Annotated in this window: 17 protein-coding genes; 9 read left to right on the top strand and 8 right to left on the bottom strand. The window is 65.5% G+C overall.

What is annotated here, in order from left to right; all coding sequences use genetic code 11:
* Positions 1-8 precede the first annotated feature (8 nt).
* The 4 genes from AC1DT7_RS23795 to AC1DT7_RS23780 all read right to left on the bottom strand — a co-directional run bounded on the left by AC1DT7_RS23795 (position 9) and on the right by AC1DT7_RS23780 (position 2,843).
* Positions 9-818, bottom strand: coding sequence for an ISAs1 family transposase (locus AC1DT7_RS23795; RefSeq protein ID WP_478038749.1), 810 nt, complete (start codon positions 816-818; stop codon positions 9-11).
* Positions 719-937 carry a transposase family protein gene (locus AC1DT7_RS23790; RefSeq protein ID WP_478038747.1) on the bottom strand — a complete coding sequence of 73 codons (219 nt, stop codon included), beginning with the start codon at positions 935-937 and terminating at the stop codon, positions 719-721. The genes AC1DT7_RS23795 and AC1DT7_RS23790 overlap by 100 nt, the downstream gene beginning before the upstream one ends.
* A 102-nt stretch (positions 938-1,039) precedes the next feature.
* A complete protein-coding gene (locus AC1DT7_RS23785; RefSeq protein ID WP_478038745.1) occupies positions 1,040-1,306 on the bottom strand; it encodes a hypothetical protein in 267 nt (88 codons plus the stop codon).
* Between the two features lie 64 nt (positions 1,307-1,370).
* Positions 1,371-2,843, bottom strand: coding sequence for a DEAD/DEAH box helicase (locus AC1DT7_RS23780; protein WP_478038744.1), 1,473 nt, complete (start codon positions 2,841-2,843; stop codon positions 1,371-1,373).
* Between the two features lie 313 nt (positions 2,844-3,156).
* Here AC1DT7_RS23780 and AC1DT7_RS23775 point away from each other — a divergent pair, with 313 nt between their 5' ends.
* Both AC1DT7_RS23775 and AC1DT7_RS23770 read left to right on the top strand, forming a co-directional pair.
* Positions 3,157-4,362 (top strand): GAF domain-containing sensor histidine kinase, encoded by a 1,206-nt coding sequence (locus AC1DT7_RS23775; RefSeq protein WP_478038743.1) that lies wholly within the window; start codon positions 3,157-3,159, stop codon positions 4,360-4,362.
* Positions 4,363-4,423: 61 nt separating this feature from the next.
* Positions 4,424-4,774: a response regulator gene (locus AC1DT7_RS23770; RefSeq protein WP_478038741.1), complete on the top strand. Its 351-nt coding sequence runs from the start codon at positions 4,424-4,426 to the stop codon at positions 4,772-4,774.
* A 94-nt stretch (positions 4,775-4,868) separates the two neighbouring features.
* Here AC1DT7_RS23770 and AC1DT7_RS23765 read toward each other — a convergent pair whose 3' ends face one another.
* A complete protein-coding gene (locus AC1DT7_RS23765) occupies positions 4,869-6,023 on the bottom strand; it encodes an acyl-CoA dehydrogenase family protein (RefSeq protein WP_478038740.1) in 1,155 nt (384 codons plus the stop codon).
* A 118-nt stretch (positions 6,024-6,141) separates the two neighbouring features.
* On the opposite strand from AC1DT7_RS23765, the gene AC1DT7_RS23760 reads away from it, so the two are divergent.
* Positions 6,142-7,143, top strand: coding sequence for a fumarylacetoacetate hydrolase family protein (locus tag AC1DT7_RS23760; RefSeq protein WP_478038738.1), 1,002 nt, complete (start codon positions 6,142-6,144; stop codon positions 7,141-7,143).
* A 93-nt stretch (positions 7,144-7,236) separates the two neighbouring features.
* On the opposite strand, the gene AC1DT7_RS23755 is transcribed toward AC1DT7_RS23760, so the two are convergent.
* Positions 7,237-10,569, bottom strand: coding sequence for an error-prone DNA polymerase (locus tag AC1DT7_RS23755; protein ID WP_478038736.1), 3,333 nt, complete (start codon positions 10,567-10,569; stop codon positions 7,237-7,239).
* 45 nt (positions 10,570-10,614) lie between these two features.
* On the opposite strand from AC1DT7_RS23755, the gene AC1DT7_RS23750 reads away from it, so the two are divergent.
* Positions 10,615-10,887, top strand: coding sequence for a type II toxin-antitoxin system Phd/YefM family antitoxin (locus AC1DT7_RS23750; RefSeq protein ID WP_478038751.1), 273 nt, complete (start codon positions 10,615-10,617; stop codon positions 10,885-10,887).
* Positions 10,884-11,297, top strand: a complete 414-nt coding sequence (locus AC1DT7_RS23745) for a type II toxin-antitoxin system VapC family toxin (RefSeq protein ID WP_478038734.1) — start codon at positions 10,884-10,886, stop codon at positions 11,295-11,297. Before AC1DT7_RS23750 ends, AC1DT7_RS23745 begins: the two co-directional genes overlap by 4 nt.
* Positions 11,298-11,308: 11 nt before the next feature.
* On the opposite strand, the gene AC1DT7_RS23740 is transcribed toward AC1DT7_RS23745, so the two are convergent.
* On the bottom strand, positions 11,309-12,805 hold the full coding sequence (locus tag AC1DT7_RS23740) for a DUF6504 family protein (protein ID WP_478038732.1): 1,497 nt from the start codon (positions 12,803-12,805) through the stop codon (positions 11,309-11,311).
* A 274-nt stretch (positions 12,806-13,079) separates the two neighbouring features.
* Positions 13,080-13,826, bottom strand: coding sequence for an ImuA family protein (locus AC1DT7_RS23735; protein WP_478038730.1), 747 nt, complete (start codon positions 13,824-13,826; stop codon positions 13,080-13,082).
* 130 nt (positions 13,827-13,956) lie between these two features.
* On the opposite strand from AC1DT7_RS23735, the gene AC1DT7_RS23730 reads away from it, so the two are divergent.
* From AC1DT7_RS23730 to AC1DT7_RS23715, 4 genes are all read left to right on the top strand, one after another.
* The gene (locus AC1DT7_RS23730; protein WP_478038729.1) at positions 13,957-14,748 is read left to right on the top strand and encodes a glutaminyl-peptide cyclotransferase; all 792 of its coding nucleotides are present in this window, start codon (positions 13,957-13,959) and stop codon (positions 14,746-14,748) included.
* Positions 14,749-14,976: 228 nt separating this feature from the next.
* Positions 14,977-16,266 (top strand): thiamine pyrophosphate-dependent enzyme, encoded by a 1,290-nt coding sequence (locus AC1DT7_RS23725; RefSeq protein WP_478038728.1) that lies wholly within the window; start codon positions 14,977-14,979, stop codon positions 16,264-16,266.
* Positions 16,267-16,328: 62 nt separating this feature from the next.
* On the top strand, positions 16,329-17,333 hold the full coding sequence (locus AC1DT7_RS23720) for an alpha-ketoacid dehydrogenase subunit beta (protein WP_478038750.1): 1,005 nt from the start codon (positions 16,329-16,331) through the stop codon (positions 17,331-17,333).
* Position 17,334: 1 nt separating this feature from the next.
* On the top strand, positions 17,335-17,759 hold a 425-nt coding region (locus tag AC1DT7_RS23715), incomplete at its 3' end, for a biotin/lipoyl-containing protein (RefSeq protein WP_478038727.1).

Here is a 17,759-nt window from a genome sequence, read left to right as displayed (position 1 = left end):
GGGCAGGGCTATCGCATTTGAGCGAGAAGCGATGAGAGGTATCCATTGCTCCAGCCAGCGCGTTTGATTTTGGCGCGGATGGAGAGTTTGGCAGGATCGTGCTGGAGCAGGTTGAGGGCGAGCCGGCGTAGCAGGGCAAGGTTTTCGGCGCAGTGGTCGGATCGAGTGTGGATGCGATCTTCCCCGAAGGCGACGTCGAGCAACCAATGCTGCTGGTTCTCGATGGTCCAGTGCGCCCTGATCACCCGCAAGGCCTCGTCTGGCGGCAAGAGGCGCGAGAAGACGGCGTAGCGGGTATCGGTCTGCTCGTGCCCTTTGATGCGGCGCAGGCTGTCGATCCGGGCGACGGCGCAGAGGTCTTCGAAGCCATATTGCTGTGCCCATTCAGGTGGCGTGACTGCCACCCATGCCCGGCGTTCCTCATAGCGGCCATGGGCGGTTTCACTTGTGCTGGCGGCTTGGGCGGGATCGGGGTTGGCCAGCAAATCCTGGATCGCATCATATAGCGGACCACGATTGCCCTTGATGATCAGGGCATAATCGCCGCCACGCGCCCGAATGGCGGAGACTGTCTTGCGGCTGGCATGCAAGGCATCGGCGGTCACGGTGCAGCCCGTCAGATCCAGCAGGGCGATAATCTCGCGGGCTGCGGTGACCTCGCTGCGATTGGGAGCACGGCATTGGCTCAGGACCAGCCGATGATCAGCCGCCCAGGCTGTCACCAGATGCAACGGCATGGTGCGACGGGCGGTGTCGACTGCCCCGCGCAGCGACTTGCCTCCAGCTTCGCTTCGCCAAATTCGGCGATATCGACGCACGTCTCCGCCCCGCACAGCACCGCTGCAAACGCTATCAGCAATATGTCCGGCAAGGCATGACTGACATTCGCACGACGAGGGTCCGGCACAACCTCGAATAGCTCTTGGAAACCCCGCATCTGCTCCTCCCAGGCAATCCAGGAGACGATACAGAATCCAATCTGGCAAACTGCGCCAGACCCTTATCGCCATATGCGATTCCCCTGCCGTTCCGGGGAGGATTAAAGGATCACCGTCTCGGGTTTGGTAGCTTCAAGCGCTGCCAGCACCATCCGTTCCCAGATGGCCACGTCGCCGGCAGCCGCCATCGCCTCATCCGGTGCCCGCAACGTGTGCAGCACCGCGACGGCGTCGCTCAGATGATCTTTCCACGCGCGCTCGACCGCGTCGGCGGCGGATTCGGTATCGCCTTCGGCATTGGCGCTGATGCGCTGCCCAGCAAGGACGCGGGCGATGCGTTCTGCGATGGGGGTAGTGGCGACGTCCATGAAGGTCTCCTCGGGCTTCCCCGCCTCAACCCCTCAGGACGTCGCTTATATCCTTGGGCCGTTATCAGCCCGCTGCGGGCGAACGGCGACCGCCGCCCGAATGGCTGCGGCCGGCGCCACCGGGGCGACCGCCGCCGCCGGGACGACCCTGGCCACCGGGACGGCCACCGCCATTGGGGCGGCCTGCATTATACGGGCGATTGCCACCCTCGGGACGGGCGCCCTGCGGACGACCGGCACCTTCGGGACGGGCACCCTGGGGGCGGCCCTGGCCCTCGGGACGCGCACCGGTCGGGCGCGCGGCGTGGGTCGCACGTGGCGGCGCACGGTGACGGCCCGAATCGTCGCGGCGGCGATCGTCGTCCGAACCGGCGGGGCGGTTCGCCTTGATCTTCGCTGCCTCGGCCAGGAAGCCTTCTGGCAGCGGCATGGCGGTCGGCTTCACGCGGGTGAGCCGCTCGATGTCGCGGAGATAGGACTTCTCGTCATCCGCCACGAAGCTGATCGCCACGCCCGACGCGCCGGCACGCGCGGTGCGGCCGATGCGGTGGACATATTGCTCGGGCACGTTCGGCAGCTCGAAGTTGAAGACGTGGCTCACGCCCGACACGTCGATGCCGCGCGCGGCGATGTCGGTCGCGATCAGCACCTTGACCTTACCGGACTTGAACTCGCCCAGCGCGCGCTCGCGCTGCGGCTGGCTCTTGTTGCCATGGATCGCGTTGGCGGCGACGCCGGCATGGCCGAGCAGCTTCACGACGCGGTCGGCGCCATGCTTGGTGCGGGTGAAGACCAGACAGCGCTCGATCTCCGGGTTGCGGAGATGGATGGTGAGCAGCGCCTGCTTTTCCGACTGGTTGACGAGCGTAGCATACTGCTCGACGCGCTCCGCGGTGGTCGATACCGGCGCGACCTTCACGGTCGCCGGGTCCTTCAGGAACTGGTCGGCCAGCTCGCGGATCGCATTGGGCATGGTCGCCGAGAAGAACAGGGTCTGGCGATCGCGCGGCACCATCTTCACGATCTTGCGCAGCGCGTGGATGAAGCCGAGGTCGAGCATCTGGTCGGCCTCGTCGAGGACGAGGATCTCGAGCGTCGCCAGGCTGACGAAACGCTGCTCGATCAGGTCGAGCAGGCGGCCCGGCGTTGCGACGAGGATGTCGATGCCGCGGGCCATGTCCTGGCGGTTCTTGTTGATGCTGGTGCCGCCGAACACGGTTGCGACCGACATCTTCGAGAACTTGCCGTAATCACGGGCGCTGTCGGCGATCTGGCTGGCCAGTTCGCGGGTCGGCGCGAGAACGAGCATGCGGCAATGAGTCGGCAGCACGTTCTTGGGCGCGTTGACGAGGCGCTGGATGGAGGGAAGGACGAACGCGGCGGTCTTGCCGGTGCCGGTCTGCGCGATGCCGAGAAGGTCGCGGCCGTCGAGCAGGGTCGGGATCGACTGCTTCTGGATCGGGGTGGGGGTGGTGTAGCCCTTGGCTTCGAGCGCGCGGACGAGCGGCTCGGCGAGGCCGAGATGTGCGAAAGACATGGTAGTTTAGTCCAATATTAGCCGGGCTCGCGAGTCCGGCGGACGCACGAGTGGCGGGGGAGAATGACACCCCGCGTGAAAAGGGAAGCCCGTTAAAAACGACCGAGGCGGAGCCTGGACCCTAAGATCCGATCACGCTGCATGACGCCTCGATGGGCGGCATATGTATGTTGCGGCGCAAAAAGTCAATATCGGTGGCGAAACGGCTTTGGCCGCGCCGCTGCGCGCATGGTCGACCGCGAACCGCGCCCGCTTGATCCGCATCAGCGTTCTGCGGGGTGACGCGCACGCTGATCGGGCCTAGACTGTGCTCGTGGGAACAGGGGACTCCGCTCAGCCATCGCCTTTTGCGCTCGATATCGCCGCGATCGACCGAATCGAGGCGGTGCCGACGATCCTCGACGTCATATGCCGCACCACTGGCATGGGTTTCGCCGCCGTCGCACGTGTCACCGAGGAGCGCTGGATCGCCTGCCGCGTGCGGGACGATATTGCCTTTGGTCTGGCGCCCGGTGGCGAGCTGAAACTCGAGACGACGATATGCAACGAGATCCGCGACAGCCGTGAAGGCGTGGCGATCGATCATGTCGCCCGGCACCCCGATTTCAGACACCACCAAACCCCCGCGATGTACGGCTTCGAAAGCTACATCTCGATGCCGATCATCCTGCCCGACGGGCGCTTCTTCGGCACGCTCTGCGCGATCGATCCGCGGCCGGCGCAGGTCGACAATCCCGAGACGATCGGCATGTTCCGCATGTTCGCCGACATGATCGCCTTTCATCTCGACGCCCAGGCGCAGATCGAGCGGAGCGCGGCGAGCCTGTTAGACGAGCGCAGGACCGCCGAGTTGCGCGAGCAGTTCATCGCCGTGCTCGGCCATGACCTGCGCAACCCGCTCGCCTCTATCGATGCGGGCACGCGGCTTCTTTCGCGCGATCCGTCGCCCGAAAAAGCGACCAGGGTGCTTGGCCTGATGCAGAACAGCGTCGCGCGCATGGCAGCGCTGATCGATAATGTGCTCGATCTCGCGCGCGGCCGTCTGGGCGGCGGCGTGACGTTGCAGCGTGCACCGGTGCAACTCGGGCCGGTCCTGCGCCAGGTGATCGACGAGCTTCGCGCCAGCCATCCGGACCAGCAGGTCGAGGCGGTGATCGATCTGGACCAGGAGGTGGATTGCGACCGCGGCAGGATGTCGCAGCTCCTGTCCAACCTGCTTGGCAATGCGCTGACCCATGGCGCGGCCGACCAGCCGGTGCTGGTTCATGCGGCGACGCGCGGCGACATGTTCGAGTTGTCGGTGAGCAATGCCGGCGAGGAAATCCCGCCAGCCGCGATCGAGCGCCTGTTCCAGCCCTTTGCGCGCGGCGCGGTGCGACCTGATCAGGCGGGCCTCGGTCTCGGCCTTTATATCGCTTCCGAGATCGCCCGCGCGCATGGCGGATCGCTCAGTGTCGCCTCGTCCCCGATGCAGACGCGCTTCACCTTCCTGATGCCGGCGCCCCGACCCACGGAATAAAACCTCCCGACGCGTACCCGTTTAGTGATGTGGTACGTTAACATCGGTCAGGAGACTGCCCGTGTGCCATGTTTTGATCATCGAGGACGAAGCGCTGATCGCGCTCGACCTGCAGGAGATGCTCGAAACGGCAGGGGCGACGACTTTTTCCTTTGCCGAAACCGAGCGCGAGGCCGTCGATGCGGCGCGCGAGCGACGGCCGGACGTGATCATGTCCGACGTGATGCTACGCCAGGGCACCGGGCCAGGGGCCGTCGAGGCGATCCAGTACGAGATGGGGCCGCTGCCGGTGATCTTCATCACCGCTACGCCGGAGGCCTGCGGGCATTGTGGCCCGCCGACGATCGTGCTGGGCAAGCCGATGGTCGACGCCAAGGTCCGTGAAGCGTTCCGGTTGGTGGCGCCGTACTGAGGTTGCGTCTTTAAGCGTCCAGGATCCCCACCGCTTGCAGACGGGGGCAGGCGCAAGGCCTGCCCTCAAATCCGGACGCGGATGGGGGATCACATCAGAGCGACCGCCCGATCAGCTCCTTCATGATTTCGTTGGTCCCGCCATAGATCCGGCTCACCCGCGCCCCGCGCCAAGCCCGGGCGATCGGATATTCGTTCATATAGCCGGCACCGCCATGGAGCTGGAGGCACTTGTCCATCACCTCCCATTGCAGCTCGGTATGCCACAGCTTGGCAGCGGCGCCCTCGGTCGGGGTCAGCTCGCCCGCCAGATGCCGCCGGATCGCCCAGTCGAGATGCGCCCAGCCGACCTGGAGCTTCGCCTTGAGATCCGCGAGGATGAAGCGGGTATTCTGGAAATCGAACACTACCCCGGCAAATGCCTTGCGCTCCTTGGTGAAAGCGACCGTCTCGTCGAACGCCTTTTGCGCCGACGCCTGGACGCCGACCGCGATCGACAGCCGCTCCTGCGGCAACTGGCTCATGAGATAGATGAAGCCCTTGCCTTCCTCGCCCAGGCAATTGGTCATCGGCACGCGGACGTCTTCGAAGAAGAGTTCGGACGTATCCGCCGCGTCCTGGCCGATCTTGTCGAGATTGCGCCCGCGCTTGAAGCCTTCCCGGTCGCTTTCGATGAGGATGATCGACATGCCCTTATAGGCTGGCGTCGCGTCGGGATCGGTCTTGGCGACGACCAGGATCAGGTCGGCATTCTGGCCGTTGGTGATATAGGTCTTGGAGCCGTTGACGACATAATGGTTGCCGTCCTTCTTGGCGCTCGTGCGGATGCCCTGCAGGTCGGATCCGGTGCCCGGCTCGGTCATCGCGATGGCGGTGATCGTCTCACCCGAGACGAGGCGCGGCAGCCACTGCTTCTTCTGCTCTTCGGAGCCGTACTGGATGATATAGTCGCAGACGATGTCGGACTGGAGCGAGAAGCCGAGCGGCGTACCGGCGTAGCTGATCTCCTCGTCGATGATGGCGTTATAGCCGAAGTCGAGCCCCAGCCCGCCATATGCCTCCGGCACGGTGGGGCAGAGCATCCCGATCGCGCCGGCCTTGGTCCAGACCGACTTGTCGACGATGCCGGCCTCTTCCCATTCGGCGACATGCGGCACCGCTTCCTTTTGCAGGAAGCTGCGCACGCTCTGGCGGAACGCCTCATGATCCTCGGTATAGGCGAAGCGGCCTTGCACGGTGTCGAGGGACATTCTTCTCTCCTGATATGTTTTGACGGAGGTTGCGGGCAGTTTACGCGAACGTCAAGTGCGCTGGCGCTCGACAGCCCGGACGATCGGACTATGCTCGCACGGAAACACAGGAGAGTGCATGAAACTGGCCAGCCTAAAGCATGGACGCGACGGCAAGCTCGTCGTCGTTTCGAACGACCTGGCCTGGTATGCCGATGCCGGGCACATCGCCCCGACATTGCAGGCGGCGCTCGACGACTGGGATCGGCTGCTGCCCGATCTGCGCAACCTTGCGACCGATCTCGACCATGAGATGATCCCGATGCGCCGCTTCCACGAACACGGCGCGGCGGCTCCGTTGCCGCGGGCGTATCAATGGGCTGACGGCTCCGCCTATGTGAATCATGTCGCGCTGGTGCGGCAGGCGCGCGGGGCCGAGATGCCCGAGACCTTCTGGCACGATCCATTGATGTATCAGGGCGGTTCAGACGGCTTTCTCGGGCCGCGCGATCCGATCCCGCTGGGCGACGAAAGCTGGGGCGCCGATCTCGAAGCCGAAGTGGTGGTGGTGACGGGCGACGTGCCGCAGGGCGCGAGCCGTGAGCAAGCGCTCGAGGCAGTGTTGCTGGTCGGCCTGACCAACGACGTCAGCTTGCGCAACCTCATCCCGGGCGAGTTGGCCAAGGGCTTCGGCTTCTTTCAGTCAAAGCCGGCCAGCGCCTTCTCGCCGGTATTCGTAACGCCCGATTCGCTGGGCGACTGGTGGAAGGACGGCAAGCTCCACCGCAAGCTGATGGTCGACCTGAACGGCCAGGCGTTCGGCCGGGCCGAGGCCGGCGAGGACATGACTTTCGATTTCGGTACGCTGATCGCCCATGCCGCGAAGACGCGGGCGCTGGGCGCGGGGACGATCATCGGCTCCGGCACCGTCTCCAACCGCGACGCCGATGGCGGCCCGGGCAGGCCGATCGCCGATGGCGGTGTGGGCTATTCCTGCCTGGCCGAAGTCCGCACGGTCGAGACGATCCGCGGCGGGGCGGCCGTGACGCCGTTCCTGAAAAAGGGCGATACAGTCCGAATCTGGGCGGAGGACGACAAACATCATCCGATCTTCGGGGTGATCGAACAGACGGTGGAATGACTTGAATTCCTCCCCCGGGAACCGGGGAGGGGGACCGCCCGCTTCTTCCGGCGAATGGTCCCCCTCCCCTAACAAGCTCGGGGAGGAACAAGTTCAGTGGAAATCGTGCGACTTGATCGGGATCACGTCTTCGAGCGCACCCCCGAACAGCGGCAATCTCGGCCGGTCGCGCGGGTCGATCGTGCCGCCATGCGTCGCCCCATCGCCGGGCATGGTCATATTGGGCAGATCCAGGTCGCCGATGCCGCGCAGCAAATGGGTGTGATCCACGATCCGGTCGGCGACGACATGGATCACGCCGCTTTCGCTCTGCACACGGCCGACCACGCTGATCATCGAGGCGGACATCAGGATGCGGCGCTGCGCCTCGAACCGGTCCTTCCACAGGATCGCATTGGCGATACCGGTCTCGTCCTCCAGCGTCACGAAGACGACGCCATTCGCGCTGCCCGGTCGCTGACGGACTAGGATGATCCCCGCGATCTCCACCCGTGTGCCGTCCTTCAAGGTCTTGAGATCGCCGCATCGACGGATACGCAGCAGGTCGAGTTCGTTGCGCAGGAAATGCAGCGGGTGATTGCGCAAGGTCATTTGAGTCGCGCGATAGTCCTCCACCACCTCGCGGCCGGCGGTAAGCGGGGTCAGCGCGACGGCTGGCTCGTGCGATTCAGGCACGATGGCACCCGCGCGCGTGTCGGCGGCGGTCAGCAGCGGTAGCGGTGCTTGCCCAAGACCCTTGATCGCCCAGAGCGCTTCACGCCGGTTCAGGCCGAGGCACTGGAACGCATCGGCCCGGGCAAGCTTCTCCAGCGCTGCGGGTTTTACGCCGGACCGCCGCCATGCATCCTCGATCGACGTAAACGGACCCGTGATGCGTGCGTCCAGCAGCTTCTTCGCTTCCTTGGCATCAAGCCCCAGAACGATCCGCATGCCGAGCCTGATCGGCAGCAGTGTCTGCCAGTCCTCGTCGGTGCCCCAGAACCGTGAATCGCGCGGACGAGTATTCGACATGCCCGGGACGACGATCGTGTCCCAGTCGCTGCGGTTGATGCACACCGGCAGTGCCTCGACCCCATGCTCGCGCGCATCGCGGATGATCTGCGCCGGCGCGTAGAAGCCCATCGGCTGCGCGTTGAGCAACGCGGTGCAGAAGATGTCCGGGTGGTGGCACTTCATCCAGGACGAGGCATAGGCGATCTTGGCGAAGCTGGCCGCGTGGCTCTCCGGAAAGCCGTAGCTTCCGAAGCCTTCGATCTGCTTGACCAGCCGTTCGGCGAAATCGAGCGAGATGCCGCGTTCGAGCATGCCGTTGATCAGCGGCTCGCGGAACTTGCCGACACCGCCGGTCTGCTTGAACGTCGCCATCGCCCGGCGGAGCCGATCCGCTTCGCTCGCGGAGAATCCGGCGCCAACGATCGCGACCTGCATCGCCTGTTCCTGAAACAACGGTACCCCCAGGGTCTTCTTCAGCACCTCTTCCAGCGCAGGGCTCGGATATTCGATCGGCTCCTTCTGCTCGCGCCGCTTGAGATAGGGGTGCACCATGTCGCCCTGGATCGGCCCGGGCCGGACGATCGCAACCTGGATGGCGATGTCGTAGAGATTATCAGGGCGCATGCGAGGCAGCATCGACATCTGTGCCCGGCTTTCGATCTGGAATACGCCGAGCGTATCCGCCGTGCAGATCATCGCGAAGGTTTCAGGGTCCCGATCCTGCAGCACCGCATTGTCCAGCCGCAGATGGACGGTCTTGTGCTCGCGCAGCAAGTCGAAGGTGCGGCGCATGCAGCCGAGCATGCCGAGGCCCAGGATATCGACCTTCATCAGGCCGAGCTCCTCCACGTCCAGCTTTTCCCATTCGACCACGCGCCGATCGATCATCGCGGCGGGCTCGACCGGCAGCAGCTCGTCGAGGCGACCCTGGGCAAGCACGAAGCCGCCGGGGTGCTGCGACAAATGGCGTGGCGTGCCGATCAGCTGTTTCGCCAGGTCGAGCGTCAGCGCAAGGCGTTGTTCGGTAGGATCGAGGTTGAGCGCCTCGACATGCTCGGCAGGCAGGCCATCGCTCGACCAGCCCCAGACCTGTCCCGAGAGCGCTGCGGTCATGTCCTCGGACAGGCCAAGCGCCTTGCCGGCCTCGCGGATCGCGCCGCGCGTGCGGAAGCGGCTCACCACTGCGGTCAGCGCGGCGTGGTTCTCGCCGTACGTCTCGTAGATCCATTGGATCACTTCCTCGCGGCGCTCATGCTCGAAATCGACATCGATATCGGGCGGCTCATGGCGTGAAGTCGAGATAAAGCGCTCGAACAGCAGCTTGTGCTTGACCGGGTCGATCGAGGTGATGCCCAACACGAAGCAGATCACCGAATTGGCCGCCGAACCGCGACCCTGGCACAATATCTCCTGACTGCGCGCGAACCGCACGATCGAGTTCACGGTCAGAAAATAGGGCGCGTATCCCATCTTCTCGACCAGTGCGAGTTCGTGCTCCAGCAAATTGGTATAGGCGGAAGGAACTGCTTCTCCTTCGAATCTTTCCGCCAGTGCCGTCCGCGCCATCTTCGCCAGCGCGTCCTGCGGCGTCCTTCCACTGATCACCACTTCGTCTGGATAGCGATATTGCTCCTTCAGATCGCGCAACGAGAAGGTGCAGCGCTCGACGATCGCCTCGGTCGCAGCGAGCGCTTCAGGATAACGCTTGAAGCGTCGTGCCATCTCCTCGGGTGATTTGAGGTGCCGGTCTGCACTGCGTTCGCGGCGGAAACCCAGATCGTCGATCGTGCATTTGCTGCGGATCGCGGTGACGACATCCTGCAACATGCGCTGGTCGGGCGTGGCATAGAGCACGTCGCCGGTGGCGAGCGGGATCAGGCCGAACTGGTGTGCTTTCTCCGCCAGCAGGTGCAACCGCAAAGGATCGCCCGGCCTGCGATGCTGCGTCAGGCAGAGGTGCCCGCGCTTGCCGAACACATCCGCCATCCAGCGCAGCGCGAGCTGATCTTCCGCGAAGGTCTCGGTCATGCCGGGCACCAGGGCGCCGACCAGTCCCGCCGCATGCGCCGCCACATCCTCCCAATGCAGGAAGCACTGGCCCTTCTCGCCCTTCTGGGCATTGGCGCGCCCCTTGCCGAGCGTGAGCAGGCGGGTGAGGCGGCTCCAGGCGGGGCGATCCTCGGGCCAGACGAGGAGGGAGGTGCCGTCGATCAGGTCGAGCCGACAGCCGGCGACCATGCGGATCGGATAGCCCTGTTCCGTTATCTGCTCGGCCGCGACAAGCGCACGCACCACGCCGCCGACCGAATTGCGATCGGTGATGCCGAGTGCGGGCATTCTTGCCTTGGCGGCTGCCTCGAACAACTCTTCGGGTGAAGAGGCGCCGCGCAGAAAGGAAAAGTGAGTGGTCACCTGAAGCTCGGAATAGGTCATTGGCGACAGGTGCCAATGTGACTATATGAGATGTACAGGTTGGAGGTGGCGATGACGAAATATGTGGGCGCTGCCGAGTTCAAGGCGAAATGCCTGAAGCTCATCGATGAGATGCAGGCCGACGGTGAATCGATCACCATCACCAAACGCGGCAAGCCGGTTGCCGTGCTGTCGGCGGCCAAGGAAGATGCGACCTTCGTTTCCTTGATCGGATATATGGAATCGCCAGAATATCGTCTTGACGACCCCTTCAGCCCCGCCGTGGATTTGTCCGAAGTGGACGCTGACAACCCTGCTGCCTGGGACGATCTGCTTTGATCCTTCTGGATACGCATGCGCTGATCTGGGCCGTGCAGAATAGACGGGATCTGGGCTTGAACAGCAGGGCACTGATCGAACAGGCGCAGCGAGCGAAAGCGGCTTATGTTGCGTCGATAACGCCATGGGAAATGTCGATGCTGGTCGACAAGGGGAGGCTTGAACTGGGGCGGCCACTCCGGGATTGGATGGACAACACGCTTGGTCTTCCCGGCATTCGACTTGCCGCGCTGGAACCGGTCATTGCGATGGATGCCGGAAGCCTGCCTGGCGATATCCATGGTGATCCGAGCGATCGCATCATCATAGCGACGGCTCGATGGCTGGGGTGTCCGTTGCTGACTGCCGATCGGCGGATCCTTCGCTATGCCGAGCAAGGGCATGTTCGGGTAGTCAACGCGGCCTATTGAGCATTGGCGGCTCACCCGAACGCCCCGTGCATGAACCAGGCGAGGTCGCCCGTCTCCGCCCGCTCGCCATCGCCGCGGCGGAACAGCCAGAAGCGCTGACCGGCCTCGTCCTCCACCCGGAAATAATCGCGGACCGAATGCCGTTCGGTTGCGCGTTTCCACCATTCGCCGTTGACGCGCTCGGGGCCGTCGGCGCGCACCACCTTGTGGGTCGTGCCGCGCCAGGTGAAGCGACGCGGCGGCTGGTCGGGCAGTTCGGCGACGACATGATCGAGCAGCTCGGGCCGCCGCAGCATGCGCACCGGGCGCGGCCAGCGATGGTGCCAGGGATGGAGATCGGGCGTGCGATCGAGCTCGCGGACATCGCCTGTCTTGAGCGGCGCGACGGCGCGCTCGGGCGGGTCGAGCGCAGGCGCTGGTTCGACCGATCGTTCGGGCACGTCGCTTTCCACCGGCCGGCTGCGCCAGAGCCGCGCATCGCCGATACGGTTGGCCAGCGTATCGACCAGCGGCGCGATATCGGGCGGCGTCTCCTCGAGCTGCTCCTCGAACGGCACGGGGCCGAGCGGATCGGCGCGGCGGACATGCAGCGCCAGCGCGTCGATGCCGAAACCCGGCGCGATCTCCTCGATACGCCGCACGATCAGCCGAAGCAGATGCGCCGGGTCGCGGTTCGGGCGCGCAAGGCCGATGCGCAGCCGTTGCGGCACACCGTCGATCCGGTCGGCGACCAGCTCGATCGAGCGTGCGCCCTGGCCGGCTTGCGCCAGCGCGGTGACGAGGCGCGGCATGAGATGCGCCAGCCAGTGCTGGATCGCCTCGGCAGTCGCGATCGGCTCGGCGAAACGCTGGATCACCGCGATATGCTCGGGGGGGATGACGGGATGGAGCGGCTCGCCGATCCGCCCGCATGCCTGGTCGAGGCGCAGCACCAGCGGCTTGCCGAACCGGCGCGCGAGCGGCGCGCGGGGCATGGCGGCTAGTTCGCCGATCGTCTCGACACCGAGGCGCTTGAGCAGTTCGATCGCGCCGGGCTCGGCGCGCAGCGCGGCGATGGGGAGGGGAGCGAGCGCCCGGTCGTGAGCGCCGGGTGGGCAGATCGTCACGCCGTCGCGCGGCTGGGGACCATGCCGCGCGAGCGCCCAGGCGGCGCCGGTCGTGTCGGCCACCGCGATCCGGGCCCTGAAGCCGAGGCGTGCCAGCAGCCGCACGATATGCCGCGCCATTTTCCGCTCGCCGCCGAACAGATGGGCGGTGCCGGTCAGGTCGACGAACAGCCCGTCCTCGCCCGACAGCGCGACGATCGGCGACCAGCGCCGCGCGGCGGCGATGGCGAGGCGCTCGAGATCGGCTCTGTCGCCTGCGGGATCGGCGGGGCGGATATCGAGGTCGGGCACCTGCGCGCGTGCCTGGGTCACGGCCATGCCGGCCCGGATGCCGAGCAAATGCGCGGCTTGGCTGGTCGCGGCGACGAGGATCTTGCTGCCCTCGCGGAGGGAGGTGACCAATGGATCCTCCCCGGAACGGGGAGGGGGACCAGCGGAGCTGGTGGAGGGGGGCTTCAGCGGGCGCAGTGTTTGTGGAGGCCCGCCTCCACCATTCGCTGAAGGAGCAAATGGTCCCCCTCCCCGTTCCGGGGAGGAATTAGGGGCGCCATCGTCGCTCCTCAACCGTGGCAGCGCCGGTCCCTCATCCCCTCGTGCCCAACGCGCGCCGGGGCGCCAGCCGCCGTTGCGCGGGGCTGTCTTGATATCGATGACCGGCCGTGCTGCCTCGCGCTGTTCAGGCGGCGCGGCGGTGCGTTCCGCCCGCCGCAACCGATCGATCGGCCAGTCGGGCAGGTAGAGCGAGGCGACCCGTTTCATCGCATGCCTCCATTGTCCAAAGATGAGGTTCGCCACCGCGCTGGCGGACCAGTTCGACTCGCCAGCGCGGGCAGCCGACGCCTTCGACCGGGAGCGGCGTCGAGGGTGCGGCGGCGATCCGCCAGCGGGTCACCGCGGCCGACGGTACGGCGAGCGGATTGCCGCCCTCGCGCGCATGGCGCTTGAGCAGCAGGGCGATGGTCTTGCCGCCCTCCGCCGCGAGCTGAAGCCGGCGGGTATTGGTCATGGAGGCGCTCTTCGCCTCGCCGATCACCGCGCCGAGCCCGCGGTGGCGCAGCCCCTCCTCCATCAGCGCAAGCAGTTCGGCATCGTCGGTCGCCTCGGCATACAGGATACGCTCCGGCGCGAGGCCTGCCTGGTAGACGCCCGGTGCGAACAGGTCCCGCCGGCGGACCACCCACAGCACCGGCCCCCAGGCGCGGGCGGCGATACCGGTCATGAACAGGGTGGCGGCGGCGTCGTCGCCCATGCCGGGGCTGGCCGCCGCCACCTCGTGCAGCGCGCCGAGCGTCAGGCCGCCGTTCGCCAGCCGCGAATCGATCGGGCCGATCCCGAAGGGCAGCACCGGCCGCCGGCGCAGGCCATCGCTCTCGATCGCGCGCAGGGTTTCGCGTAAGGCGGAAAGGGCGGCGGCAGACGACAAACACACGACTCGCTGAATGAGTTCGTTCTCATTTTGTTCCGGTTGCCGCCGGGAGTCAATCGGGGAGTCGCGCCCGATCCATGATCATCTCCCTCTTCCGCTTTGTCCCGTCGTCAGGCAACACCCTGCGATGCTGTATCGCGTCCTGTTCGTCGCCCTATGCCTGGCCGCTTCCCCGATCACCGCGCAGGACAGCGTGCCGGTACAGCGGGCCGAGATCGTCAGGACCTATCCGCACGACCGGACGATGTTCACCGAAGGCCTCTTCTATCGCGACGGTGCGTTGTACGAGAGCTCCGGTTTGAGCGGCCAGTCGCTAGTGCGCCGGGTGCGGATCAAGGACGGTCGGGCCGAACTCCAGGCCCGGCTGCCCGGCACGGTGTTCGGCGAGGGAATCGTCGACTGGGGCGACCAGATCATCGGCGTCACCTGGCAAAACGGCGCAGGCTATCGCTGGGACAGGCACACGCTGAAGCTGCGCACGAAGTTCAGCTACAAGGGTGAAGGCTGGGGCCTGACCCATGACCACGACTCCCTGATCCTCAGCGACGGCACGCCCGTGCTGCATTTCCTCGATCCGGCGACCTTCCGGGAGCGGCGGGCTCTCACCGTCACTGCGAACGGGGAACCGGTGCCGATGCTCAACGAGCTCGAATGGGTGAACGGAGAGATCTACGCCAATATCTGGCAGACCAGCCGGATCGCCCGGATCGATCCGGCGACCGGCGCCGTGACGGCCTGGATCGACCTGTCCGACCTCGATCGGCTCAGCGGCGGACAGGATCGGGATGACGTATTGAATGGCATCGCCTGGGATGCGGCGGGCAAGCGCCTGTTCGTCACCGGGAAACGCTGGTCGAAACTGTTCGAGATCCGCCTACTGCCGGCAGACAGGGCTCGGGACGGCACTGACGCCCGGTAACCCGCAAAACGCCGGTTCGACCTGCATTTTTGCACGGGAAGCCGAAAGGGCGGTCGCAGGTGGCTTTTTCCCGCGTGAACGTCCTGGGACTGAAGGGTTAAGCCATCGGCCGACCGTCGGGGCCGGGCTACTCGCCAAGTGCTTTGAAATTTTATAACAAGGCTCCGAACGGCGAATCCGTGCGTTGCCTCATGCAAACGCGCGAAACGCGCATTGATTGGAGAGAGCATGGCAAGCGACAATCCGCGCGCCAATTTGCAGCCATTGTCGCTCTATGTGCCGGAACCCAAGTTCCGCCCGGGCGACACGGTCGACTTCACCGAGGTTGCGATCCCCGCGGCGGGCGATGTCCGCCGGCCCGACACCGCCGACCGGGCAGAAAGCTTCATCGATCTCGCTTATGAGCTTGTCCGTGTGCTCGATGACGAGGGCAATGCCGTCGGCCCGTGGAATCCGCGCCTTTCGCCCGATACGCTTCGCGGCATGCTGCGAAGCATGGCGCTGGTCCGCGCGTTCGACGAGCGCATGTTCCGCGCCCAGCGCCAGGGCAAGACCAGCTTCTACATGAAGTGCCTGGGCGAGGAGGCGGTCGCCGTCTCGGCGGCCTTCGCGCTCGATTACGAGGACATGTGTTTCCCGTCCTATCGCCAGCAGGGCCTGCTCATCGCGCGCGGCTGGTCGATGGTCGACATGATGAACCAGATCTACTCGAACAAGGGCGACCGTCTTCAGGGCAAGCAGCTGCCGATCATGTATTCGGTGAAGGAGGCCGGCTTCTTCTCGATTTCCGGCAACCTCGCCACGCAATATCCCCAGGCGGTCGGCTGGGCGATGGCCTCGGCGGCGAAGGGCGATACGCGCATTGCCGCCACCTGGTGCGGCGAGGGCTCGACCGCCGAGGGCGATTTCCATTCGGCCTGCACCTTCGCCAGTGTGTACCGCGCGCCGGTGATCTTCAACGTCGTCAACAACCAATGGGCGATCTCGAGCTTCTCCGGATTCGCCGGCGCTGAATCGACCACCTTTGCGGCGCGCGCGATCGGCTATGGCATCGCCGGTCTCCGCGTCGACGGTAACGATGCGCTCGCCGTCTATGCCGCGACCGCCTGGGCCGCCGAACGCGCCCGGACCAATCAGGGACCTACCCTGATCGAGCATTTCACCTATCGCGCCGAAGGCCATTCGACCTCGGACGACCCCGGCCAGTATCGTTCGGCCGGCGAGCCGACCGCCTGGCCGCTCGGCGATCCGATCAAGCGGCTGAAGGATCATCTGATCCATATCGGCGAATGGGACGAGGATCGCCATGCGGCACAGGATCTCGAGCTCGCCGAGGAAGTGAAGCGCGCGCAGAAGGAAGCCGAGCAGAACGGCATCCTCGGTCACGGTCTCCACCAGCCGCTGGATACGCTGTTCGACGGCGTGTTCGAGGAGATGCCCTGGCATCTGAGGGAACAACAGGCACAGATGCTCGCGGAAGAAACCGCCTCGGGCCGGCCATGGGCACGCAAGTCATGAGCGACATTACCGATCCCACCGACATCATCGCGCCCGAGGCTGGTGAAGACGGCACCGCCCGCATGAACATGATCCAGGCGATCAACAGCGCCATGGACGTGATGATGGCCCGCGATCCCGACGTGATCGTGATGGGCGAAGATGTCGGCTATTTCGGCGGTGTGTTCCGCGCGACCGCGGGCTTGCAGGCGAAATATGGCAAGCAGCGGGTGTTCGACACGCCGATCACCGAATGCGGCATCATCGGCGTCGCGGTCGGCATGGGCGCTTATGGCCTGCGTCCCGTGCCGGAAATCCAGTTCGCCGATTACATCTATCCTGCGCTGGACCAGCTCGTGTCGGAAGCGGCGCGGCTGCGTTACCGCTCGGCTGGCGAGTTCACCTCGCCGATCACGGTACGCTCTCCCTTCGGTGGCGGCATCTTCGGCGGCCAGACGCACAGCCAGTCGCCCGAGGGTATCTTCACCCATGTCTCGGGCGTGAAGACGGTGATCCCGTCCACGCCCTATGACGCCAAGGGCCTGTTGATCGCCGCGATCGAGGACAATGATCCGACGATCTTCTTCGAACCCAAGCGCATCTACAATGGCCCGTTCGACGGCCATTGGGATCGCCCGACCAAGAACTGGTCGCAGCACGCCGCAGGCGAGGTGCCGACCGGCTATTACAAGATCGAGCTGGGCAAGGCGAAGACGGTCAGGGCTGGCGAGGCGCTGACCATCCTGGCCTATGGCACGATGGTGCATGTCTGCCTGGCGGTGGTCGAGGAGGCCGGCGTCGATGCCGAGGTGATCGACCTGCGCACGCTGGTGCCGCTCGATATCGAGGCGATCGAGGCATCGGTGAAGAAGACCGGCCGCTGCATGATCGTGCACGAGGCGACCCGTACCAGCGGCTTCGGCGCCGAACTGTCGGCGCTCGTCCAGGAACGCTGCTTCTACCATCTCGAGGCGCCGATCGAGCGCGTGACCGGCTTCGACACGCCCTATCCGCACAGCCTGGAATGGGCCTATTTCCCGGGGCCTGTCCGGATCGGCGAAGCGCTGAAGAAAGTGATGAAGGACTGACATGGCACGTTTCACGTTCAAGCTTCCCGACATCGGGGAAGGCATCTCCGAGGCGGAGATCGTCGCGTGGCACGTGGCCGTTGGCGACCGTGTCGAGGAGGATCAGGGTCTCGCCGACATGATGACCGACAAGGCGACGGTCGAGATGGAATCGCCGGTTGCCGGCATTGTGGTCGAACTGGCCGGCGAGGTCGGCGACCAGGTGTCAATCGGCGCCGCGCTGGTGGTGATTGAGACGGACGCGGCCGAAGGCGAGAGCGATGAGGCGGCGATCGGGCCGTCGGCAGAGACCGTGGCTGACGTTGCGCCGGGCAATTTGCGCGCCGAAGTGATGAAAGCCGCGGAAGTCGAGGAGCAGATCGAGGCAGAAACGCCTGGGATGGACGACGCGATCGAACCAGACAGCTCCCCGGCGAAGGCCGGGGC

It is taken from the genome of Sphingomonas sp. P3_C6 (assembly GCF_056402595.1).
Note: the sequence above shows the minus strand (reverse complement) of the source record. Positions and strands in the feature narration are given on the sequence as shown.